General features: G+C 60.5%; 20 protein-coding genes and 1 other RNA gene. 13 read left to right on the top strand and 8 right to left on the bottom strand.

Annotation, left to right across the window (positions count from 1 at the left end):
• Nucleotides 1–375: 375 nt before the first annotated feature.
• The 5 genes from FHX06_RS02885 to FHX06_RS02865 all read right to left on the bottom strand — a co-directional run bounded on the left by FHX06_RS02885 (nt 376) and on the right by FHX06_RS02865 (nt 5,516).
• Nucleotides 376–1,281, bottom strand: a complete 906-nt coding sequence (locus tag FHX06_RS02885; protein ID WP_112541238.1) for a DMT family transporter — start codon at nt 1,279–1,281, stop codon at nt 376–378.
• A gap of 94 nt (nt 1,282–1,375) precedes the next feature.
• A complete protein-coding gene (locus FHX06_RS02880) occupies nt 1,376–2,602 on the bottom strand; it encodes a lytic murein transglycosylase (RefSeq protein ID WP_112541319.1) in 1,227 nt (408 codons plus the stop codon).
• An 83-nt stretch (nt 2,603–2,685) separates the two neighbouring features.
• Complete coding sequence (locus FHX06_RS02875) at nt 2,686–3,483, bottom strand: GH25 family lysozyme (RefSeq protein WP_112541239.1); 798 nt, start codon at nt 3,481–3,483, stop codon at nt 2,686–2,688.
• Nucleotides 3,484–3,603: 120 nt separating this feature from the next.
• Nucleotides 3,604–4,257, bottom strand: a complete 654-nt coding sequence (locus tag FHX06_RS02870; RefSeq protein WP_210300417.1) for a class I SAM-dependent methyltransferase — start codon at nt 4,255–4,257, stop codon at nt 3,604–3,606.
• A 14-nt stretch (nt 4,258–4,271) separates the two neighbouring features.
• Entirely contained in the window at nt 4,272–5,516 is a 1,245-nt protein-coding gene (locus FHX06_RS02865; RefSeq protein WP_183878023.1) for a DUF3419 family protein, read from the bottom strand.
• A gap of 196 nt (nt 5,517–5,712) precedes the next feature.
• On the opposite strand from FHX06_RS02865, the gene FHX06_RS02860 reads away from it, so the two are divergent.
• Nucleotides 5,713–7,104, top strand: a complete 1,392-nt coding sequence (locus FHX06_RS02860) for a serine hydrolase domain-containing protein (protein WP_183878021.1) — start codon at nt 5,713–5,715, stop codon at nt 7,102–7,104.
• A 37-nt stretch (nt 7,105–7,141) separates the two neighbouring features.
• Here the strand turns inward: FHX06_RS02860 and FHX06_RS02855 are convergent, their stop codons facing one another.
• The 3 genes from FHX06_RS02855 to FHX06_RS02845 form a co-directional block, all read right to left on the bottom strand.
• Nucleotides 7,142–8,110, bottom strand: coding sequence for a lytic transglycosylase domain-containing protein (locus FHX06_RS02855; RefSeq protein ID WP_112541243.1), 969 nt, complete (start codon nt 8,108–8,110; stop codon nt 7,142–7,144).
• 278 nt (nt 8,111–8,388) lie between these two features.
• Complete coding sequence (locus FHX06_RS02850; RefSeq protein WP_029869242.1) at nt 8,389–9,024, bottom strand: LysE family translocator; 636 nt, start codon at nt 9,022–9,024, stop codon at nt 8,389–8,391.
• Nucleotides 9,025–9,081: 57 nt separating this feature from the next.
• On the bottom strand, nt 9,082–10,293 hold the full coding sequence (locus tag FHX06_RS02845; RefSeq protein WP_183846987.1) for a pyrophosphate--fructose-6-phosphate 1-phosphotransferase: 1,212 nt from the start codon (nt 10,291–10,293) through the stop codon (nt 9,082–9,084).
• A 420-nt stretch (nt 10,294–10,713) separates the two neighbouring features.
• On the opposite strand from FHX06_RS02845, the gene FHX06_RS02840 reads away from it, so the two are divergent.
• From FHX06_RS02840 to mraY, 12 genes are all read left to right on the top strand, one after another.
• Nucleotides 10,714–11,421, top strand: a complete 708-nt coding sequence (locus FHX06_RS02840) for a J domain-containing protein (RefSeq protein ID WP_029868979.1) — start codon at nt 10,714–10,716, stop codon at nt 11,419–11,421.
• A complete protein-coding gene (locus FHX06_RS02835; protein ID WP_183878019.1) occupies nt 11,418–12,179 on the top strand; it encodes an N-acetylmuramoyl-L-alanine amidase in 762 nt (253 codons plus the stop codon). The genes FHX06_RS02840 and FHX06_RS02835 overlap by 4 nt, the downstream gene beginning before the upstream one ends.
• A 263-nt stretch (nt 12,180–12,442) precedes the next feature.
• A complete protein-coding gene (locus tag FHX06_RS02830) occupies nt 12,443–13,060 on the top strand; it encodes a lytic transglycosylase domain-containing protein (RefSeq protein ID WP_112969245.1) in 618 nt (205 codons plus the stop codon).
• Nucleotides 13,061–13,141: 81 nt separating this feature from the next.
• Nucleotides 13,142–14,317, top strand: coding sequence for an NAD(P)/FAD-dependent oxidoreductase (locus FHX06_RS02825; protein WP_183878017.1), 1,176 nt, complete (start codon nt 13,142–13,144; stop codon nt 14,315–14,317).
• Nucleotides 14,318–14,374: 57 nt separating this feature from the next.
• Nucleotides 14,375–14,768: RNase P RNA component class A (rnpB, locus tag FHX06_RS02820), an RNA gene on the top strand.
• Nucleotides 14,769–15,197: 429 nt separating this feature from the next.
• Nucleotides 15,198–15,635 (top strand): division/cell wall cluster transcriptional repressor MraZ, encoded by a 438-nt coding sequence (gene mraZ / locus FHX06_RS02815; protein WP_246715469.1) that lies wholly within the window; start codon nt 15,198–15,200, stop codon nt 15,633–15,635.
• Between the two features lie 17 nt (nt 15,636–15,652).
• Nucleotides 15,653–16,678 carry a 16S rRNA (cytosine(1402)-N(4))-methyltransferase RsmH gene (rsmH, locus tag FHX06_RS02810; RefSeq protein ID WP_183878014.1) on the top strand — a complete coding sequence of 342 codons (1,026 nt, stop codon included), beginning with the start codon at nt 15,653–15,655 and terminating at the stop codon, nt 16,676–16,678.
• Nucleotide 16,679: 1 nt separating this feature from the next.
• On the top strand, nt 16,680–17,105 hold the full coding sequence (locus tag FHX06_RS02805; RefSeq protein WP_113115193.1) for a hypothetical protein: 426 nt from the start codon (nt 16,680–16,682) through the stop codon (nt 17,103–17,105).
• The gene (locus FHX06_RS02800) at nt 17,105–18,853 is read left to right on the top strand and encodes a peptidoglycan D,D-transpeptidase FtsI family protein (RefSeq protein WP_112541252.1); all 1,749 of its coding nucleotides are present in this window, start codon (nt 17,105–17,107) and stop codon (nt 18,851–18,853) included. Before FHX06_RS02805 ends, FHX06_RS02800 begins: the two co-directional genes overlap by 1 nt.
• Nucleotides 18,854–18,917: 64 nt before the next feature.
• Nucleotides 18,918–20,378 carry a UDP-N-acetylmuramoyl-L-alanyl-D-glutamate--2,6-diaminopimelate ligase gene (locus FHX06_RS02795; protein WP_113210725.1) on the top strand — a complete coding sequence of 487 codons (1,461 nt, stop codon included), beginning with the start codon at nt 18,918–18,920 and terminating at the stop codon, nt 20,376–20,378.
• A complete protein-coding gene (locus tag FHX06_RS02790) occupies nt 20,375–21,808 on the top strand; it encodes a UDP-N-acetylmuramoylalanyl-D-glutamyl-2,6-diaminopimelate--D-alanyl-D-alanine ligase (protein WP_113210724.1) in 1,434 nt (477 codons plus the stop codon). The genes FHX06_RS02795 and FHX06_RS02790 overlap by 4 nt, the downstream gene beginning before the upstream one ends.
• A 20-nt stretch (nt 21,809–21,828) precedes the next feature.
• Nucleotides 21,829–22,929: a phospho-N-acetylmuramoyl-pentapeptide-transferase gene (mraY, locus tag FHX06_RS02785; RefSeq protein ID WP_112541255.1), complete on the top strand. Its 1,101-nt coding sequence runs from the start codon at nt 21,829–21,831 to the stop codon at nt 22,927–22,929.
• Nucleotides 22,930–22,931: the final 2 nt, after the last annotated feature.

The following is a 22,931-nucleotide window of genomic DNA, read 5'->3' as shown; positions in this document are numbered from 1 at the left end:
CGCTTTTCAATATCTGGGGCTGATTGTTTCAGGAGTTCGGTATTTCAGTCTTTACGCCTCGCACCCGCTCAAATGAAGAGCATGGATACGACGAATGCGAACGCTGCACTGACCAACAGGACATTCAAGGATTGCGTAAGTCCCATGTCTGCCTCCTCGCGTTAACCAGCTAATAATATGTCGGAAATGTGTTAGTTGGGAAGCGCTTCTTGTGCTGCACTGCCGAAGAGCGCAGTGGATAAGTCTAGAGACGATCCTGTAAGTTATTGAAATTTGATCGGAAAATCGCGCTCTCAAAATTTAACACTTTGTTACATACCGCGCATCGGGATTCATGCTTTTGGCGGAAGAATGGCGCGCTGCAGCATAGTCCTTTCAGGCGAGGGCGCGTGAGCGGCTATAGATGCGCCCATCGAGTATGATTAGCCCGAGGCCGATCAGCGCCATGCCGGCGATCTCAGTTGTTTCCAGCCGTTCCCCAAGGAACAGGAAGCCGAGGAGGATGGCGCTCGGGGGTACGAGCAGTGTCACCAGCGACGTATTGGTCGCGCCCGCCACTGCCATGATGCGGAAATAGAGAATATAGCCCAGGGCGGTCGACAGGAGGGCGATTGCCAGGATCGCGGCGATCGCGTTGCCCGATGGGATGGCGAGCGTCCAGGGGTGATCCATGACGAGCGATAGCGGCAACGCGACCAGCGAGGAGGCCGTCATCTGCCCGGCGGCAATAACCGGCGGTGCGATGCCCCGGAAGCGCTTGCCGTAGGTTGCAGCAAATCCGTAGGAGATTGCGGCGATCACGGGCAGAAGCAGTGCCCATACCGGCAGATCGCCACGAGCCGCGACACTGGGGCCGATCAGCACGGCCGTCCCGAGCAGGCCGGTCAGGCAGCCGATGATCTTGGCCGAAGAGAGCTTCTCATCCGATGTCAGGTAATTGGCGATCAACACCGTCCAGATCGGCGTCGTGGCATTGAGAATGGAGGCGAGGCCGGCGCCGATGCGCGTCTGGCCGAAGAATATCAGCGCATGAGGCAGGGCGTTGTTGAGGATGCCGAGAATGAGGAATTCGCGCCAGCTGCTCCTCAAGAGCGGGTAGATGCCGAAACGGCCGGCGATATAGATATGCAGCGCAAGCGCTGCAATCGAAAGGCGCAGGAAGACGAGCGTGAGCGGCGGCACTTCGATGACGGCAATGCGCGCGAAGAAGAAGGAGCCGCCCCAGATGAGACCGAGCAGGGCAAGCAGGCCCCAGGTCAATGCGGTCATTCTCTGTTCCATGCCGATGCCTCCCGTTGTTGGAGTACTGATATCCAATCGGCAGGAGACCGCCACCCGATTCATGCGGCCGGGTGGCGGGAGGTCGTCTCGTTACTCAGAGCGCGTTGAGCAGGGTGGGCGTGGCCCAGCCGTCTGCCGGCATGCCAAGGCGCTGCTGTTCCTTCTGGATCGCGACACGGGTGCCGGAGCCGAGGATGCCGTCGATTTCGCCGACGTCATGGCCGAGCGAGTCGAGCTTGGTCTGCAGCTGTTTCATCTCTTCGTTGGACAGGCCCTGTTCCGGCGTACCCTTCTGATAGGTCGGGGCGCCGGAGAGGCGGGTCGCGAAATAGGCGGCCGACGTCGTGTAGATGAACGACTTGTTCCATTCCAGATAGATCTTGAAATTGGGATAGGCGATGAAGGCCGGCCCGAGGCGGCCCTGCGGCAGCACGAGATCGCCTTCGAGATTGGCAAAGGCAGTGTTGCCGTCGCGCGGCTTGACGCCGAGGTTGAACCATTCGCCTGCCGTCATCGTGCCGCCGAGGCCCGATTTTTCCCAGGGAAGATTATCCGGCACGGTGACTTCCTGCAGCCAGGGCTGGCCGCGCTCGAAACCGAGATGCTGGATGAACTTGGCAGCCGTCAGGATCGCGTCCGGGCCGCTCTGCTTGAGGCGAACATGGCCGTCGCCGTCGCCGTCCATGCCATAAGCGATGATATCGCGCGGCAGCATCTGCACCTGGCCGATTTCGCCGGCCCAGGCGCCGGTATTGGTCTGCGGGTCGAGGTCGCCGTGCTGGACCATCTCGATGAGGGAGATCAGCTGCGGGCGGAAGAGCTCCGGCCGGCGGCAGTCATGCGAGAGCGTCACCAGCGCGTTGCGGGTGTTGAAATCGCCCTGCACGGCGCCGAAATCGGTTTCCATCGCCCAGAAGGCGGTGATGATGCCGGCGGGAACGCCGAATTCCTGCTCGGCGCGGGCAAAGACATCGGCGTATTGCTTCATCTTCTGGCGGCCGATGTCGAGGCGTGCCTGACTAACGGTGCGCTGCGAGAATTCGAGGAAGGTCTGGCGGAAGACGCCCTGGGCGCGGTCGCGGCTCAGAACCTTGGGGTCGATCTGAGCACCGGCGAGCGCCTGGTCTGCAGCTTCGGCGCTGGCGCCGGCTGCAATCGCGTCCTTCTTGACGCCCTCGAGGAAGGCAGAGAGATCGCCGCCGCAGGGTGCCGCAGGGGCCGAAGCTGCCGCATTCGGAGCCTGCTGGGCGGCAGCGCCTGTTGCAATGGCGCAGGCAAACAGAAGGGCAAGTGCAGAGCGGCCTTTAAGCGAGCGGTGCATGAAACGATCCTCGTAAAAACACATGGAATTCCGTCGATTTCCCAGAGGAATGTGACGGAAGCAAGAAAGATTAGGGTACGTTACTAAGAATTTCTATCCTTGGAAACGTCAGCCACCCAGTTGTTCCAGTTTTTCGCAGAACCGGCGAAGACATTGATATCCGTGGGACCCCGGATGCCGGGGATGACGCCCGTCGACGTATATTGCCAGAAGGCCCAGCGGCGGTCGGCATAGGTCACGTCGGGATGTTTGGCGGTGGAGCGGACCCAGAAATGATAGTCCTGGAAATAGCCGGCGAGGTTCTCGCGGTGAAAATCGACAGAGGTATAGATGATCGGCCGCTTGCCGTAATAGGCTTCCAGGCGATTCATGAAGCGCTGCATTTCGGATCGCACCGTGGCCGGATCGGGGCGGAAGCGGCAGGTCTTTGATTCTGCATTCCACTCAACATCCAGCACCGGCGGCAGGCGCATCGATTCCTTCGGGACGTTACGGATGAACCAGTCGGCCTGGTCGTCGGCGGAGGAGCAGAAATAATAGAAGTGGTAGGGCGCATGCGGAATGCCTGAGGCCGCTGCCTCGCGCCAGTATTCGTCGAAGCGCGGGTCGATCCTGTCCTTGCCTTCGGTCGCCTTGATGAAGGCAAAGGCAACGCCTGATTTGCGCACCGTCTGCCAGTCGATATCGCCCTGCCATTTGGAGATGTCGATGCCGTGGACTGCGTTTTGCTGCGGGCGCTTGGGGCCGAAATCCTGCGGATCGGTATCCTTGAAGCGGGTCTTCGGCTTTATGGAAGCGGTCTCGAGATAATCGTAACCTGTGGAGCTGCAACCGGCGAGCAGCAGGGCAAGCGGCACGACGCAAAACAGAAGCCGACGCATGAATGTCCCGTCGTGATGATGGATCTGCCCCACAGCCTGACCTTCGAATACACGCGCCCAGCAGAGGGTATAACCCTCTTTTCTAATATCAACGTAAAAAATTGGTTATTTACAAGCGAATTATGAGCGCTTGCTGATAATAGCGGCTCGCCACGCATAACCGCCGCCGATCCTGTCGAACGACAATGTCGCGCTGTTTTCAGCTGCTTGCGCTTCCAGAACCTCGCGCAGATTGGAGCGCGGTGTGACGTGGAACTTGGCGAGCCATGCCTGCAGCAGGCGGCGGAACCAGGCAGGCAGGCCTTCCTGCTGGCCGAAATCGACGATGTGCAACTGGCCGCCGGGATTGAGCGCGGCGATCGACGCATCCACCGCGCGTTCCCAATCCGGGATCATCGACAGCGCGTAGGAAATCAGAATGCGGTCGAAACCGGCAGCGCCGAATTCGCGCGGCGTATAGGCCGTGGCATCCGCGACCCGGAAATCCGGTATGGTCGCCTTGGTGGCGAAGGTCTTGCGGGCGGAGATCAGCATTTCCTGGGAAATATCGAGACCGTAGAGCTTGGCCGTCGGAAAATGCTTGTGGGCGAGCGCCATGTTGCGACCGGTTCCGCAGCCGACTTCAAGCAGCGTGCCGCCCTGGGGAACGTCGAGGTTGCGGATCGTACGGTCGCGGCCGAGAAGATAGTATTTGCGGGTGAGATCGTAGAAATGGCGCTGGTAGCGATACATGCCGTCCATCAGGTCGGCATGTTCCTCGCTCTTGACGGTCATCTCGCTGACTTTGCTCACGCCTTCTTCCCGTAGATATGGAAGCCGCCGTAGATTGCCGAGCGGTCCTGGCTGGTCATCTCACGCGACTGCTCTTCGAAATAGTGCCACTGGTCGCGGATTACAGGGGCGAGGCGGCCTTCGATGATGCTCTTTTCGGCCGCCGTGCGGAAGATCACGCGGGCGCCGTCACGGGCGGTGCGGGTAATCTCGCGCCAGACATCGTTGAGCTGCTGGTCGGTCATCCAGTCCTGTGCGTCGAGCAGGATGTAACGGTCGCGCGAGGCTGCCGGCTCGCCTGCCAGAAGCTCGGTGAAGCTTGCATGATGGACATTGACGCGATCCACGTTGGCGCGGATCACGTCGTAATGCTCCGGCTTCAGATAGGTCGGGAGCGGGCCCTCCTCGCCATCCGCATAGCGGCGTGCGAAGGCCTGCCAGGCGAAGTAATTGTCGCGCATGGGGAAATGGCAGGCGAGTTTTTCAAGGCGGTGCTTCAGAACAGGAGCGATGGAATTGTCGGCGGCAAGACTTGCCAGCTCGTCATATTGCTGCGGCGGAATGCCGAGGCCAAAAAGCGAGCTCTTGCGGTTGGTGATCCAGCGAACGATGGGTTTTTCGAAGAGGGGAGCGATCTGGTCGTCGAAGAACTGGCGCTGCTCGCGGATCGTGCGGGCCTTGGTCATTTCCTGCAGCTTTACGCCATGCAGACGGGCAAGAAGGTGAGCGGCGCCGATGAAGCGGCCGAGCAGGCCGGTTTCATAGATGTTGCGGTCGAAGACCGTGACACGGCGGCGGCCGAACTTGCGGGTGTTCCAGTAGGCGCGCGTCGTATCGTCGAGATTGGATGACAGATAGCGGTCGAAAACCCGGCTGTTCGACTTCTCGTTCGGCATGGCCAGGAAACGGACGAGATCAGAATGGCCTGGCAGGTTCTTGAAGGCGGCAAGCTTCAGCCTGTTCAGCGCGATGTGGTGCGGATTGAGATCGACGACGTCGATCGAAGCCGGCGCCTTGGAGAGGTAGGCCAGCATGTTGCAGCCGCCGGAACCGATCGTGACGATGCGGTGATTGGGCTTCAGGTCCATTGCCTGCATGTCGAGGTCCGGGTCTTCCCAGATCTGCGGATAGACGAGGCCCGAGAAGAGCACGCCGAAGAGACGCTCCGAGAAGCCGTCCTTGGAAAAAGCCTTGTGGCGGAGAAGCGCTGCCTTGAGTTTCCGGTTCTTGCGGAAGCCGGTATCCGGTGCAAATTCCGACATGAGTCTGTCACCTTTTTAGCGTTCAGGGCGTGTAACCCGCCTCTGCTACAGTTTGATGACGCGCCCTGTGGGCCAGGGTTTCAACGGCGCTCCGCGAAGACCTCAGCGAAAATTGAAGGCGATTGAAACACTTCTTTTCGCTTCGCCCTTTTCGCGGGGAGCGTTTCCTGCTTCTCTCCCTTCCGTGGAGGATTGCATGCGAGTTGTTCCGCGTATCTTCAAGGGCTTGGCCCTGCTCGTCATTCTCGTCGCCGTAGGCGCAGTCGCGTGGCTCTCCATAGCTCCGCCGGAACTCCTGAAGGTGGGTAATGGCTATGCCGCCAAGATCGTCTGCTCCAATGTCTTCATCGCGGGGCGCGATCCCGACACAGTTCTCCACGATGATGTCCAGGCACCAGGAAATCCGTTGCTCAGGCTGATGCGCGTCGAGATCGACCGCGACGGCGGGCGGGTGACTTCGCGTTTCATGGGCCTGTTTGCGCCAAGCTACGCGCTTTATCGCGGCGCTCTCGGCTGCACGAGTGTGCCTGACGGCAATTTCGATGCCGCCGCCAGAGCCGTGCCACTGGCGCCGGCGCTGCGGGCGGGGGCGAACGATGCATCATGGCCGGACGGTGAGGGTGTCGATCCTGCGACAGGCAATGCCAAGGTCGCCGCCCTTCTGGCCGATGCCGCGCTTGCCGGGCCTGCCATGCGGGCGATGGTCGTCATCCAGGATGGCCGCGTTATTGCCGAGAATTATGGGCCGGGTTTCGGCGTCGATACGCCGCTCATCGGCTGGTCGATGACGAAGACCGTGAATGCGGCGCTGATCGGCCGGCTGATGCTGTCAGGCAAGATCTCCTTCGATGACACACATCTCCTGCCGCAATGGGCGAGTGATTCGCGCGGAGACATCAAACTCTCCGACCTGCTCGGCATGGAAAGCGGGCTCGCCTTCAACGAAGATTATGGCGCCGTCGCCGATGTGACGCGCATGCTCTATCTCGACCCCGATATGGTTTCCCTGCCGGCGGGCGCACCTCTGGTGGCCGCGCCGGGTACGGATTTCCATTATTCCAGTGGAACGGCGGTGCTTCTGTCCCGTATCTGGATGGATAAGGTCGGTGATCCGCGGGCAGCCTTCGATTATCCCCGCGATGCGCTGTTTTCTCCGCTCGGCATGACGAGCGCGGTCTTCGAAGCCGATGAGCGCGGGACGTTTACCGGCAGTTCCTATATTTATGCCACGGCGCATGACTGGGCACGTTTCGGCCAGTTCCTGCTGCAGGACGGTGTGTGGAACGGACAGAGGCTTCTGCCGGAAGGCTTTGTTGCGACGATGCGGACACCGACAGCAAGTTCGGGGGGCAAATATACGCAAGGCCAGGCCTGGCTTGCCGGACCTGGCGGCGGCACGAGCGCGGAGTTCGGCCTGCCTCAGGATACGTTCTGGCTGCAGGGGCATGACGGCCAGACGATGGCAATCGTTCCCTCGGCGAATCTCGTCTTCGTCCGCATGGGACTGACCCCGAGCTGGCTGCGCTACAGGCCGCAGATCGTGCTGAAGGAAATCCTCAATACGCTTCAGGCGGCGAAAGCCGGCTGAGGCCCGTCACAGACAGTCTGTATCAATTATTGGACGATCAGTAATTGCCCTGGGCGATGTCGGTCATGCCCTTGCGCTTGGCGTCATAATAGTAACCGCGGGCGTAAAGACGAACGGCGTCGTCTTCCTTCCTGTCGGCAACCTGCCAGGCGCCCTGCAGGTACTTGCCTGCATATTTGATATTGGTTTCGGCATCGAAAAGGCCGGCGGGATTACCGTCGTAACCCATCGACTTTGCGGTGTTGTACTTGATCTGCATGAGACCGAAGTAGCCGCGCTTGTTATAGGCCTTGGAATTGTAGCGGCTCTCGCGATGGACGACGCGGTGGAGCAGCGATTCCGGAATTGCGTAAAGCTTGGAATATTTACTGATGAGCTTGCTGACGAGGCTCTTTTCGACGGTCGGAGCATCGTCGCCGTCGTCATCGCTGAACATCGGCGGCGCGGCCGGCGGATCGATCGGGCCGGATTCGTCAAAGCCGTAGTCCATGGCGAAGCGCGGCGTGGTATCGACGGCGGCAAGCGCTGCGAGCGCGCCGTTCTGCGGTGTCGTTGCAGCGAAGGCAAGCTGTGTCGAGGGGCTTGCGGGCGAGCCTGGACGCGGCGTCGGAATGACGGACTGGATTGCCGTCATCTCGGGTGTCAGCGGGATCGGAGCATAGCCATTGACGGCAACCTGCTGTACGCCGCCCTGCATGGCGAAATCGCCGGCCTGCTGCTGAACGGGGGAGACCACATTCGGCATGGCTGCTGCGGTGAGAACAGGTGCGGCAGTTGCTGCCTGCGGATTGAGCGTGGCGACGGCCGGAGCAGTTGCGCCTTCGGCGGTCGGGATAGCAGCCAGCGTTGCGTCTTCACCCGGCTTCGGCATGGGAATCACGGTCTGTGCGGCGGTCAGTTCCGCCTGAGAGGTATATTCAACGCTCGCGCATCCGGAAATGACGCCGCAGAGCATGGTCGAGACCACGAGACTGCGTTTCAGGCCGGAAAATCCGATCGCTACCATTCTCTCACTTTCGTGAATCGCGCCGCCCCGGCAGCGTCTTAAAAGTTATCAAATACCTTAAGCCCGGGGATAGCCATTAACCTATTCGTGGCTTTCCAGCAACCACGGAAAATTATTAGAACCTTTCCCGGTCCGATTGCAGCATTCTGTTGGCTCAAACGGAGTTGGATGGTCGACCGGCAGGCGCGCGTCGTAGCCCAGATCTACGGCCAAGCCGGCCGGTCGATCAGGCGGCCCGATTCAGCCAACAGAATGCTGCAATCTGACCGGGAAAGGCTCTAAGCTGCAATACGGCGATACCCGGCGGTTACAGCGCCTGCCGCGATGAGCAGAGTGCCGCCGGTGCGGTTAACCGCACGCTGCACGCTCGCCTTGCGAATCAGGCCGCGGGCGGCGTGAGCGGCAAGGGCGTAACAGGAGGCATTGATGGTGGCGAGCACGAGGAAGGTCGCTTCCATGATCAGCATCTGATCGAAGAAGGGAAGGGCAGGGTTGAGGAACTGCGGTACGAAGGCGACGAAGAAGACGATGCTCTTCGGGTTCAGCGCCGTCACCACGTAGGCATGCAGGAAGATCCGCAAGGACTTTTCTTCCGGCAGGTTGTCGTTGTCGGCGATGTGCTCGCCAATGATCGGTGCCCGCCAGAGCTTGATCCCGAGCCAGATGAGGTAGGCGCCGCCGATCCACTTCAGCACGGTAAACAGCGTCGCGGATGCGGCGAGCAGGGCGCCCAATCCGAAAAGCGATGCCGTCATGGCCGTGAAATCGCCGAGAGCCACGCCTGAAACGGTCGCCAGCGCCGTTTTCCGGCCATGACCAAGCGCATAGGAAACGACCAGAAGAATGGTCGGTCCCGGTATGGCCAGCATGATGGCGGATGCGGCTGCAAAAGCGAGCCAAGCTTCAAGCGACATGGAATCTCCTCCTATTCCTAGAGAACAAGCAAAGACATCATATTAGCCATCCGTCAATCATGCCCCGGTGTATTTTTGCCCGATCTGGTTCATTACTTCACCAAACCATGCAGTTGAAAGATCAAACGGCTTGCCACCCTTGATGCGGGGGAATTCTATTGCGCGCAACTTGCCGTTCTGCGCTTCATCATGGCCGGTTACACCCGAAATCTTGTTGAGGGCGCTTTCGACGGCGAGGTCGACCATGCTCTGGATCAGCCGCAGATCTTCGCCGTTTGCCGGTGCCGAGCGGGCGAAATAGCCGGATTTCTGGACGAGAGAGCGTTCGGCGTCGAGCAGGCTCGCGAACTGTTTCTGGAACCAGGCGCCGACATTGATCGTGTCGATCTTCACGTGGCCGAACGCATCGCGCTTGACCGTCTCGCCCGCGGCTTCGCGCTCGGCGACGATGGCGTCGAGGCAGGCGCCTTCCGACACGAAGACGGTGGCATGGCCGGTCCTGTCCATGATCTCCTTCAGGCGTGCGGCTTCGGCATCAAGGTCGAAGGCCATTTCCGGCAGGTAGACGGCGTCGATGCTCTTCATATGCGCGTTCATCATCAGGCCGTCGACATATTCGTTGCCCTTGGTGCGCTGCAGGTAGGCACGGGCGGTCGCGGCCGTCAGCCAGCCGCAGTGGCGGCCCATGACCTCGTGGATGACGAGCGTGCGCGGTGCGGCGGTCTGTTCGTTGCTGACATTATCGAAGAAATGGGCGCCGACTTCGGCGGCCGTCCAGGCGCCGAGCGACTGGCGGATCGGCACGACGTCGTTGTCGACCGTCTTCGGCAGGCCAACGACCGTCAGGTCATAGCCATTGGCCGAGAGATAGGCGGCGAGATCGGCAGCGGTCGTGTTGGTATCGTCGCCGCCTATCGTGTGCAAAATGGTGACGCCGTCATTGGCAAGACGTTCTGCGGCGACCCGCAGTGGATTTTCGCCTTCCTTGACGAGGCCACGCTTCACGCAGTCCGCAGCATTGGTGAGCTTCACGCGGCTGTTGCCGATCGGTGAACCGCCATAACGATGCAGGAGCGGCGCCTTCTCCCGCATCTCCTTGGCGATCACAACGCTGTCGCCGAGCAGCACGCCCTGATAGCCGGACTTGTAGGCGATGAGTTCGATATCGGGTGCGATGTCGCTGTAGCGCTCGATCAGGCCGCCGACGGCGGATGAGAGGCAGGGCGCCAGGCCTCCGGCGGTCAGCATTGCGACTTTCTGTTTGGCCATAGATCCCTCCTTTGGCGCCCGATGCGCGGGGCTCAAGTCTCTCTCTTACGCATGCCGGTATCGCAAACCGCTGCACATTTTTGCGCGACATGCTTCCGGTAACGCATGGATGCGGCAGGGAAAGTGCCCTGTAAAGTAAAGAATTTACGAAAAACGGACCATTCTGCAGTGCAGGTGCCGGAACCGTCGATATAATCGGTTCAATGCCGGTCCACCTATCCATAAGTGTTGTGGAAATCGCCGGGCGTTGTGCGAATAATACAGAAAATAGCGGACACAGCGGATGGTCGCGGGATCAGCGACAATTACCGAATTGTGAAAACTGTTTTCAAACCTACGACCAATAGCCGCCTTGCAATGGCAACGATTATTTGGTCAAGGTGTTTCTTCTAGAACTTGCTGCATTGCGAGAAGATGACGATGTCTTTCTGGGAAAAACTGGTGAATGCCATTGGCAATACCGCGGGCAATGCGCTCTTTGCGGTGGTCGAGGCTATTCGAACAGTTTTCGAAGGCGATCCGGAGACGCGCCGCAAGGTCGCCTTTTCCGTAGCCGTCATCGCGCTTTCGGCCAAGATGGCAAAAGCCGATGGCATTGTCAGCGAAAAGGAAGTTCAGGCTTTCCGCGATATTTTCGAGTTTCCGCCGAGCGAAGCAAAGAATGTCGCGCGCCTCTATAATCTCGCCCGCCAGGACGTTGCCGGTTACGAAGCCTACGCGGCCAAGCTGTCGACGCTCTGCTCGACCTGCGCTGCCAATTGCCCGGTTCTGGAAGACGTGCTCGATGGCCTGTTCCATATTGCCAAGGCGGACGGGCTGATCCACGAGAATGAAATGTATTTTCTGCGCCATATCGCGGAAATCTTCCAGATGAGCGACGCCCGCTTCGATCAGATCGCCGCCCGCCACGTCTCTGATGGGCGCGACCCCTACAAGGTTCTCGGCGTTTCGCCGGCCGACGATTTCCCGACCATCCGCCGCCACTACCATGTGCTCGTCAGCGAGCATCATCCAGATCGGCTGATCTCGCGTGGCGTGCCGGAAGAGTTTCATGCGATTGCCAATGAACGGATGGCAGCGCTGAACGACGCTTATGCGGCGATCGAAAAGGAACGCCGCGCCGCATGACCTCATTCGAGGCCGATTACAGCCGAGCGCGCGTCCAGCCTTCGCCGAACCATGGCGAACGTGCCGATGGCCAAAAACCCGATATGATCCTGCTGCATTATACCGGCATGCCGAGCGCTGAAGGAGCGCTCGACTGGCTCTGTCGGGATGAAAGCCAGGTTTCCAGTCATTATTTTGTGCAGCCTGACGGTGAGGTCCTGCAACTCGTGCCGGAGAGCCGCCGCGCGTGGCATGCGGGCAAGAGCTTCTGGCACGGCGAGACGGATATCAATTCGCGGTCGATCGGCATCGAGATCGCCAATGCCGGCCATCCGGGCGGGCTTCCAGATTACCCGAAAGAGCAGATTGCTGCCGTGATCGAATTATGTCGTGATTGCGGCGATCGCTGGTCAATCGTGCCTGAAAGGGTGCTTGGGCACTCCGATGTCGCCCCCGTTCGCAAGGTCGATCCCGGCGAAAAATTCCCCTGGCGCGAACTGTACGAGGCTGGCGTCGGCCATTGGGTGGAACCGGCCGCAATTACCGGCGGACGCTTCTTCCAGCGCGGTGACCGCGGGCAACCGATCGAGGCGCTGCAATCCATGCTCTCGCTTTATGGTTACGGCACTGAGATCACGGGCGAATTCAGTGATAAGATGGCGGGTGACGTGGAAGCCTTCCAGCGGCATTTCCGCCCCGAACAGGTGGACGGAATCGCCGATTTCTCGACGATCGACACGCTGCATCGCCTGCTCTCGGCGCTGCCGCGTTACTCCTGATTTTTCACGGTTTCCAACATTACCGATTTTCCATGTTTGGGCGCGAAATTCGGACTGCCACATCATTTCCCTATTATCTCCTCATTGCGATGGTCTAAGGGCTTCCGCTAAGCGACGCCGATGGTTGTTCCCAAGCTAAATCGAAGGCGTCATGTGAAACGATAAGAATTGCTGCGAGGCCTGATCAGTTATTGGTCAGGAATACATCAGGACCGCGAGGCGCGCAGTCCGGTAATTCTTTGGGTCGGAGTGATCAAGACTACATGAGAAAACTGATTGTTGTTGCTGCAGCATGCGTTGGCATGGTGCTGGCAGGAAATAGCTTTGCCTTTGCGAATGACTGGGGTGTGCGGGCCGATGCGCCTGTGAAGAAAATCGAGCGTCCGCAGAAGACTGCGGAGCGCGTGCACGAGAAAGAACGCCCGCAGAAGACGGCGCAGCGCGTGCAGAAGAAAGCGCAGCGTCCGCTGAAGACGGTCGAGCGCCAGAGCGGCTATCCCGTCGCCGAAGTTTCCGGCGATTCCTATTCCGCACTGATCAGCAAATATGCCAATCAATATGATGTGCCGGTGGCTCTTGCGACTGCCGTCATCCGTGTCGAAAGCAATTTCAATCCGATGGCGCGCGGTACCCACGGCGAGATCGGCCTGATGCAGATCAAGCCGGCAACAGCCCGCATGATGGGCTATTCCGGCAGCGCCAAGGGCCTGTTCGATCCGGAAACCAACATCAAGTACGGCATGAAGTACCTGGCGGCCGCCCATGATCTCGGTGGTGGGCAGACCTGCAATACCATCCTCAAGTACAATGCCGGCCACGGCGCGACGCGCATGAACCCTGTCTCCAAATCCTATTGCGGCAAGGTTCTTGCGATGCTCTGAACCGCAGGCGCCCGTCTCTGACAGGAGCTTGATGCTTCACGGCGATTGCCATGCTATCGCTACCTCCAAAAGAGGTGAGATATGGCAGTCGACTTCAGGTTCATCGTTATCGGCCGCGGCATGATGGGTGCCGCGGCCGCAAAATATCTGGCCCGCCGGACCGACGGCGTTGCCGTCATCGGCCCGGATGAGCCTGAAGACCGCAAGGCGCATGAAGGCGTCTTCGCCAGTCACTATGACGAAGGCCGCATCACCCGCACCATCGATCCGGACCGCGACTGGGCCTTGCTCGCCAACCGCTCCATCGCCCGCTATGGCGAGATTGCCGAAGAAAGTGGCGTTGATTTCTATACGCAAGCAGGCTGCCTCGCTGTGGGGCCTCCGGCCAGCGATTATCTTGCCGCCACGCGACGGGCTGCAACCTCGCTCGGTGTCGACACGGCTTCTTTCGAGGAAGCCGGGCTGAGGAGGCAATTTCCCTACTTTGATTTTCCTGCCGGCAGCACCGGCATTTTCCAAGCAAAGGGCGCAGGCCATATCAGTCCGCGCAAGCTGGTAAAGGCGCAGTCGCTGCTCTTGGAAAAGGCAGGTGCGACTGTCATCCGCGATCACGCCACCTCGATCCGACAGGAGGGTGGGGTGGCTGTCGTCACGACTGATGGCGGCGAGGTTTGGCGAGCCGAGAAAGTGCTGCTTGCGGCCGGTGGTTTTTCCATTTCGCAGAATCTCTTGCCGCAATCCGTTGATATGACGGTTTACGGGCGCACCGTGACCCTTTTCGAGGTGGCGGAAGAGGATGCACACCGCTTTGCCGGCATGCCGTCGCTGATCCTCGATGCACCCGGCATCGATATCTATCTGCTGCCGCCAATCCGTTACTCCGATGGCAAGCTCTATCTGAAGATCGGTGGTGATCCGGACAATCTCGTGCTGAACAACGACAAGGACATGCGTGCCTGGTTCCGCACCGACGGGAGGGAGGTTGCCCGCGAACACTTCAAGAGCATTGTCGCACGCATATTGCCTGAACTCGAGGCGCGGTCCATTTCCAGTTCATCCTGCGTCGTCTCCTATACCAGGAGCCGCTACCCGATGATCGGCTATACCGCTTCGCCGCATATCGCTGTTCTGACCGGCTGCATGGGGACGTCAGCCAAGAGCTCCGACGAGATCGGCAGGCTGGGGGCCGAGCTCATTCTGGCAGGCGGAATCAAGGATCAGGGCTACGCCACGGATTTCGCACCTTATTTCCGTTAAGCCTGCCCCCGATATTTCGTTGGCTTTTACGGGCTTCCTCGTTTAAGGGAGCCCCTGCCAGTTGGCCGGGCAGCCGCGCTTTACCAATGCCGAAAGGCGGTAGGGTGAGGAAAGTCCGGGCTCCACGGAAACACGGTGCCGGATAACGTCCGGCGAGGGCGACCTCAGGGAAAGTGCCACAGAAAGCAAACCGCCTGTCATGACAGGTAAGGGTGAAAGGGTGGGGTAAGAGCCCACCGCATCTCCGGCAACGGATATGGCACGGTAAACCCCACCGGGAGCAAAACCGAATAGGGATGACGCGGTTGGCGAAAGCCTTCCGGCCTGTTTCTGGGTCAGTCATCCGGGTGGGTTGCGTGAGGCAGCGTGCAAGCGCTGTCCCAGATGAATGGCTGCCACGTTCCGGTTCGCCGGAGCCATACAGAACCCGGCTTACAGGCCAACTGGCGATTAACACCGCGGCGTTTCCATTGCCGCAAAATCCGATTTCTTTCCTGACAAGTCATTGAAATGCCTGAAACCGAGGCGAGGTCTCATGGTTCTTGCGCGGCCGATTTTCTCGTTCGGCTGCGGTACTTCAGGCGGTGTCGGAGAATCGCTTTCCTAACCCTTTGTTAAACTTAACAGCTTATAAATGTTCGATACTGCGCCCACCTTAAAAGGGGCTCATCCCATTGACGCCCATATGGTCCCATGCTATCCCAAATGCGCACTGCATCAGGGCAATCATCTGCCCATTCATCGCAAAGCAAAGGCGCCTTCCGGACCGGAAGCGTCGGGAGGATCCTAGTTCTTCCGGCTTGCGAAGCTGTGCCTGACTTAAGGGGTTTCGGGCGGCAAAATGCTTTCCGGGCTCTTTCGGAAACGGATGTTTCGTGTCATGAGCCGCTTCCTTTCGAATGCGACCAACAGGATCGATACCAAGGGCCGGGTTTCCGTGCCGGCGGCGTTTCGTTCCGTGCTGGCGCAGCGCAATATCCCGGAGCTTTACTGCTTCCAGGATTTTGTGTTTCCGGCGATCAGCGTCGGCGGCCCGGATCTTCTGGAGAGGTTCGAGCGGCAGATTGCGGCGGAAGATCCGTTTTCGCCGGAGGCAAACGAGATGTCGCTTCTCATTCATGGGGGCGGGGTCTTCATGAAGCTCGACGCCGAGGGGCGGCTGATGGTCACGGATTTCATTCGCGACTTCACCGGCATTTCGGACGAGGTGACCTTCGTGGGTCGGGCGGATCACTTTCAGCTCTGGCAGCCGCAAGCATTCGCGGCCGCGCAGGCGCAGGCACGAGGGGAGCGCAAGCTGGCGGGCAAGCGTTCCTGAGAGGACGAGGGAACGGAATGGTGGCGAATCCTGGCGGAGGTTCAACTGAAGCCGGTGGCGGACCGGTTCGCCACATTCCGGTTCTTCTCAAGGAAGTGCTTGCGGCGCTGGAGCCTTCTTCCGGCAAGGTCATTCTTGACGGTACTTTTGGTGCGGGCGGATACACTTCCGCCATTCTTGGCGCCGGCGCCGATGTGATCGCGCTCGATCGCGACCCGACGGCGATTGCCGCGGGCCAGGCGCTTGTCTCGGCTCATGGCGGTCATCTCAAGCTCATCCATTCGCAGTTTTCGCAACTTGCCGATCATGCGCCGGAAGGTGGGCTCGACGGCGTGGTGCTCGATATCGGCGTTTCCTCCATGCAGATCGACGAGGCCGAGCGCGGCTTCTCCTTTCAAAAGAGCGGCCCGCTCGACATGCGCATGTCGGTTTCAGGCGTTTCTGCCGCCGATGTCGTCAATCGCGCCAAAGTCGCCGATCTCATCAGGATCTTCCATTATCTCGGCGAGGAAAGCCAGGCGCCGCGCATCGCCCATGCCATCGAGAAGCATCGCGCCGAGAAGCCCTTCGAGACGACGCGGGATCTCGCCGGCCTCATCGAGCTGGTGACGCCGCGCAAGATGAAGGACAAGATCCATCCGGCAACGCGCGTCTTTCAGGCGCTGCGCATCTTCGTCAATGACGAACTCGGCGAATTGGCGCAGGCACTGTTTGCCGCCGAGCGGGCTCTGAAGCCCGGCGGTCGTCTCGTTGTCGTCACGTTCCATTCGCTGGAGGACCGGGTCGTCAAGAAATTCTTCTCCGACCGGGCCGGCAAGGCCTCCGGCTCCCGCCATCTGCCCATTGCGCATGAGCGCGCCGCGACCTTCGAGCCGGTCGGCAAGCCGATGGTTTCCGCCGGCGAAGAGGAAGCCCAGGTCAATCCGCGCGCCCGTTCCGCCAAGCTGCGCGCCGGCCAGCGCACCAGCGCTCCCGCTGAAGCCGAAGACATGTCGCTCTTCGGATTCCCCAATCTTGCCAGCCTCGGAAAGCTTGGAGCTTGATATGCTGAGAACGTTCGATCTTGTCCTCATCGGCATCATGACGGCGGCAGCCGCCGTCACCTATACGATCAAGCACCGCGCCGAGCTGAAGCTCGAGGAGGTTCACCGCCTCGAGGCGGAGATCAAGCTGGAGAAGGACACGATCGATCTCCTGAAGGCCGACTGGGCGCTGCAGTCGCAGCCGAACAGGCTGGAGCGGCTGGTCAATGCCTATAATAGCGAGTTGCAGTTGCAGCCGACGGATTCGACATCGCTTGCCCATGCGCGCGAGTTGCCGATGCTGAAATCGCAGGTTCCGCCGCCAGACATGACCGAAGCAAAGGCCGGCGCCAAGCCGGGTGCCGTCGCCAAGTCTCAGCCGGTCCCAACGCGGGCGCCACGCGAAGCCGAAGACGCGGACCAGATCGAGACGGGGGCGCTGGAATAATGTCCTTTCTTTCCCGCATCATGGTGCTGAAGAGCCAGGCGCATTTTTCCGCCGGCGTTTACAATCGTTTCGGCGCTCCCTCGGGCATGGCGATCGAAGGCTCGCGCAAACGCAAGTCGGGGCAGGCCAGAAGCCGTGTCGGCCTGCTGATCGTCGGGTTTACCGCGCTTTATGCCGTCATCGGCGCACGCATGGTCGAATATGCGATGAAGGAGCCGGAATCGGTCTCGTCTATCCTGCCGCCCGACCGGCTGATGGCATCGCGCCCCGATATAGTCGATCGCAACGGCGAAGTGCTGGCGACCGATATCCGCACTGTTTCGCTGTTCGCCGAGCCGAACAAGATCGTCGATGCGGACGAGGCAGTCGAGAAGCTGCAGACGGTGCTTTCCGACCTCGACGTCAAGGACACATACAAGAAGCTGTCGAACCGCACCTCGCATTTCGCCTGGCTGCGCCGTCAGCTGACGCCGAAGCAGCAGAGCCAGATCCTGGCACTCGGCATTCCCGGCATCGGTTTCCGTCCGGAAAAGCGCCGCTTCTATCCGGGCGGCGCGACGGCCGCCCATATCCTCGGTTACGTCAATATCGACAACCGCGGCGTTGCCGGTATGGAGAAATATATAGACGATCAGGGCCTCGCCGATCTCGCCTCGGTCGGCATGACGAGCAACCAGCCGTTGGAGCCGGTGCGTCTTTCGATCGACGTGCGCGTGCAGGCAATCCTGCGCGATGTCGTTGCCAATGCCGTGGTCAATTACAAGGCCAAGGGGGCAGGGGCAGTCGTGCTGGATGCCCATACGGGCGAGGTGATTGCCATGGCATCCGCGCCGGATTTCGACCCCAACAATCCGCAGGAGGGCTCCAAGGACGGCTGGCTGAACCGCATGTCGAACGGCACGTTCGAAATGGGCTCGACCTTCAAGACCTTTTCCACCGCCATGGCGATCGACAGCGGCAAGGTCTCGCTGAAGGACAGTTTCGACGCCACCAACCCGATCCGCATCGGCGGCTTCACCATTCACGACTTCCATGGCCAGCGCCGCTGGCTGACAGTGCCCGAAATCTTCGAATACTCCTCCAATATCGGCACGGCGAGAATGATCGATATCGTCGGCATGGAGATGCAGAAGGATTACCTGACGCGCCTCGGCCTGCTGACCAAGATGCAGACGGAACTTCCCGAAGTGAAGATGCCGAGCCAGCCGCGTGTCTGGAAGAAGATCAACTCGATCACGATCTCCTTCGGCCATGGCGTGGCCACGACGCCGCTGCAGACGGCGGTCGCCGGTGCCGCGCTCATCAATGGCGGCAAGCTGATCGAGCCGACCTTTTTGCCGCGCAATCGCGAGCAGGCCGATGAAGTCGCCGAAATGGTCGTCAAGAAAAGCACCAGCGACGATATCCGCTATCTCTTCAAGCTGAATGGCGTAAAGGGCTCCGGCCGCAACGCCGATGTGCCGGGATTCCATGTCGGCGGCAAGACCGGCACGGCCGACAAGGTCGTCAACGGCCGCTACGCCAGCAACCTGAATTTCAACGCTTTTCTGGCGGCGTTCCCGATCGACAATCCGAAATATGTGGTGCTGACCTTCTGCGACGAGCCGCTTGACGGCGAGCAGCATCAGCGCATCGCCGCCTATACGGCAGCCCCCATGGTCAAGAACATCGTGCGCCGCGCCGCGCCCATCCTCGGTGTCGAGCCGGAATTTGGCGAAGACGGCTCGGCCTTGTTGGTGTCTTATTGAGTGTGAATCAATGTCGGCGTCGATTCGTAAGGGGCGGTCGACCTGAACCAGAGAAGTGCATTCGATGAAATTGCGGGACCTCGCCGGAAATGCGTTTCCGGAACTCAAAGCTGAACTCGAAGGGCCGGCCGGCGCGCTGGATGTAACGGGATTGTCTTCCGACAGCCGGAAGACCGCACCCGGGATGGCTTTCGTGGCGATTGCGGGCTCCAAGGCGGATGGCGCGGGCTTCATCGCCGATGCGGTGGCAAAGGGTGCGGCCGTCGTCATCGCATCGCATGCGGCTCAGACTTCCGTACCGGTTCTGGTTGTTTCCGAGCCGCGCCGTTTTCTCTCCGTTGCCGCTTCGCATTTCTACGGCCGTCAGCCGGCGACGATGGTTGCCGTGACGGGCACGGCCGGCAAGACCTCTGTTGCTTCTTTCGTCAGGCAGATCTGGGCGCATGCCGGCCATGCCGCTGCGATGATCGGTACGACCGGCGTCATCTCGCCGACGCGCAATGAATATGGCTCGCTGACGACGCCCGATACCGTATCGCTGCACGAGCTGCTCGCCGAACTCGCCGATGAAGGCGTCACGCATGCCTCGATGGAGGCTTCCAGCCATGGCCTCGACCAGTATCGCCTCGACGGGGTAAAGCTCGCGGCAGCCGCCTTCACCAATCTCGGCCGCGACCACATGGATTACCATCCGACGGTCGAAGACTATATGGCGGCGAAGATGCACCTGTTCGACCGGGTGCTGCCGAAGGGTTCGCCCGCGATCATCTTCGCCGACGATCCATGGTCGGAGCAGGCGATCAAGGCGGCAACCGCCGCCGGCCACGATGTTCGCACGGTCGGGCGCAAGGGTGCCTATCTGGCGCTGAAGCGCGTCGAGCATTTTCGTCACAAGCAGGTCGCCGAAATTCATGCCGAGGGTGAGATTTTCGAGGTCGATATTCCACTGGCCGGTGATTTCCAGATCGCCAATGCGCTGGTTGCGGCTGCTCTTGCCATGTCTACAGGCGTTCCGGCAAAGGTCGCGATGGCGGCACTCGAAAAGCTGCAGGGCGCTTCCGGCCGTCTTGAGCTGGTCGGCCATACCAAAGACGGCGCGCTTGCCTATGTCGACTATGCGCACAAGCCCGACGCCCTGGAAAATGTGCTAAGCTCGGTGCGTCCGTTCACGACGGGTCGGGTGATCGTCGTGTTCGGCTGCGGCGGCGACCGAGACCGCGGCAAGCGGCCGATCATGGGCGAGATCGCCTGCCGGCTCGCTGATGTCGTCATCGTCACCGATGACAATCCGCGTTCGGAGGAACCAGCGGCGATCCGTGCCGAGATCATGACGGCGGCGACATGCGCTTCGGAGATCGGCGACCGTGCCAAGGCCATCCGCGAAGCGGTTCTGCAGCTGAAATCCGGCGATACGCTGATTGTTGCCGGCAAGGGACATGAAGAAGGGCAGACGGTCGGCAGCGTCACGCTGCCGTTTTCCGATCACGCCGAAGTGCGCAAGGCTTTGGAGGAGCGGGTACCATGAACTGGCTCTGGACCACCGAAGACATGATCGCTGCGATGGCGGGCCGTCCGTTCGGCTCGCTGCCGCAGGGCATTACCGGCATTTCCATCGACAGCCGCTCGATCGCGCCCGGTGAGGCCTTCTTCGCGATCAAGGGCGACCGCGTGGATGGCCACGATTATGCTTCGATGGCGATGGCAAACGGTGCATCGCTGCTTGTCGTGAGCGAAGCCCGCCTGCCGGCCATGGGGCGCCTGACCGTGCCGATGATTGTGGTCGAGGACGTGCTTGCCGCGCTCGGCAAGCTGGGACTGGCTTCGCGCGAGCGGTCGCGGGCCAAGATCATCGCCGTCACCGGTTCGGTCGGCAAAACGACGACAAAGGAGATGCTGCGCCATGTGCTCTCTCCCTCCGGCAAGGTCCACGCATCCGTTGCGTCCTTCAACAATCACTGGGGTGTGCCGCTGACCTTGGCACGCATGCCGATCGACACCTATTTCGGGGTCTTCGAGGTCGGCATGAACCATCCGGACGAGATCCGGCCGCTGGTGAAGATGATCCGCCCGCATGTGGCCGTCATCACGACGATCGCGCCAGCCCATCTCGGCAATTTCCAGAACGTTGAGGAAATCGCTGCCGCCAAGGCGGAGATTTTCGAAGGGCTGGAGCCAAACGGCGACGTCATCCTCAACCGCGACAACGATCAGTTCAATTTCCTGGAGCAAACCGCCCAGGCGCTCGGCATCACGAAGATCCATTCCTTCGGTCAGCATGCCAAGGCCGAGTTCCGGCTGGCTGAATTCAACGGCTCGGACGAAAGCTCGACGCTCTGGATGACCGCCGGAGGGGATACCAAGGAGGTGCGCATCGGCGCACCCGGGCGCCACATCGCTGAAAACGCCCTGGCCGCGTTGGGCGTGGTGACGATCGTCGGCGCCAGCCTCGACAAGGCAATCGAGGCGCTCGCGACGCTGAAGCCGGAGAAGGGCAGGGGCAAGCGCCACAGGCTTCCGATCGGCAATGGCAGCTTCACGCTGATCGACGAGAGCTACAACGCCAATCCGGCCTCCATGCGCGCGGCGATCGCGCTGCTTGCGGATGCCGAACCGACCGGTCGCGGACGCCGCATTGCCGTGCTCGGCGACATGCTGGAAATGGGCGAATTTGCCGAGCAGGTCCATACGGAACTTGCCGGCCCGCTGCTGGCTGCCGGTCTCGAACATGTCTGGCTCGCCGGGCCCGAGATGGTGGCGCTGAAAGAATCGCTTCCCGACAGCGTCGCGGTCGAGCACCGCGAGACGACGGAAGAATTGCTGGAATTCGTACTGAACTCGGTCGCACCTGGCGACGTGTTGATGGTGAAGTCGTCTCTGGGGATCGGTTTCGGCAAGATTGTCGCCGCGCTCCTTGACAAGTACCCACCAGTTTCAGACACGCAACGCGAACTATGATCGGGTAAAAGGGGCCTTGAATGCTGATTTGGCTAGTCGAACTGTCGGAATATTTCAAATTTCTGAATTTGTTCAGGTACATTACCTTCCGAGCTGGTGCTGCTCTCTTCACCTCCGCTTTGATCGTCTTCCTTTTCGGCCCGGCCATCATCAATTCGCTGCGCATCCGGCAGGGCAAAGGCCAGCCGATCCGCGCCGACGGGCCGCAGACGCATTTCAAGAAGGCCGGCACGCCGACCATGGGCGGCCTGATGATCCTGGCCGGCATTGTCGGCGCATCGTTGCTCTGGGCCGATCTTTCCAACGTCTACGTGGTGGCGACTCTGCTCGTGACGCTCGGCTTCGGCGCGATCGGCTTCTATGACGACTATCTCAAGGTCACCAAGCAGAGCCACAAGGGCTTTTCCGGCAAGGCGCGCCTCGGCATCGAGTTTATCATTGCGGGTATTGCCGTCTATTTCATGATGCGCGCGGCCCTTGCCTCCGGCCCCGCCGGCTCGACCTTCGGCTCCTCGATCGCTTTCCCCTTCTTCAAGGACTTCATGATCAATATCGGCATCATGTTCGTTGTCTTCGGCGGTTTCGTCATCGTCGGCGCCGGCAATGCCGTGAACCTGACCGACGGCCTCGATGGGCTTGCCATCGTCCCCGTCATGATTGCCGCGGCAGCTTTCGGCATCATCGCCTATCTCGCCGGTAACGCCGTCTTTGCAAACTACCTGCAGATCAATTTCGTGCCCGGTACCGGCGAACTTGCCGTCGTGCTCGGCGCCGTCATTGGTGCCGGCCTCGGCTTCCTGTGGTTCAATGCGCCGCCGGCCGCCATCTTCATGGGCGATACCGGGTCGCTCGCGCTCGGCGGCACGATCGGTACCGTTGCTGTCGCCACTAAGCATGAGATCGTCATGGCGATCGTCGGCGGCTTGTTCGTCATGGAGACGCTCTCGGTCATCATCCAGGTCGGCTTTTTCAAGATGACCGGCCGGCGCGTCTTCCTCATGGCGCCGATCCACCATCACTTCGAAAAGAAGGGCTGGACGGAAAGCCAGGTGGTCATCCGCTTCTGGATCATCGCCGTCGGCCTCGCCATGCTCGGCCTTTCCACGCTGAAGCTCCGGTGAGG

The organism is Rhizobium sp. BK512, from assembly GCF_014194915.1.
Lineage (GTDB): Bacteria > Pseudomonadota > Alphaproteobacteria > Rhizobiales > Rhizobiaceae > Rhizobium.
Note: the sequence above shows the minus strand (reverse complement) of the source record. Positions and strands in the feature narration are given on the sequence as shown.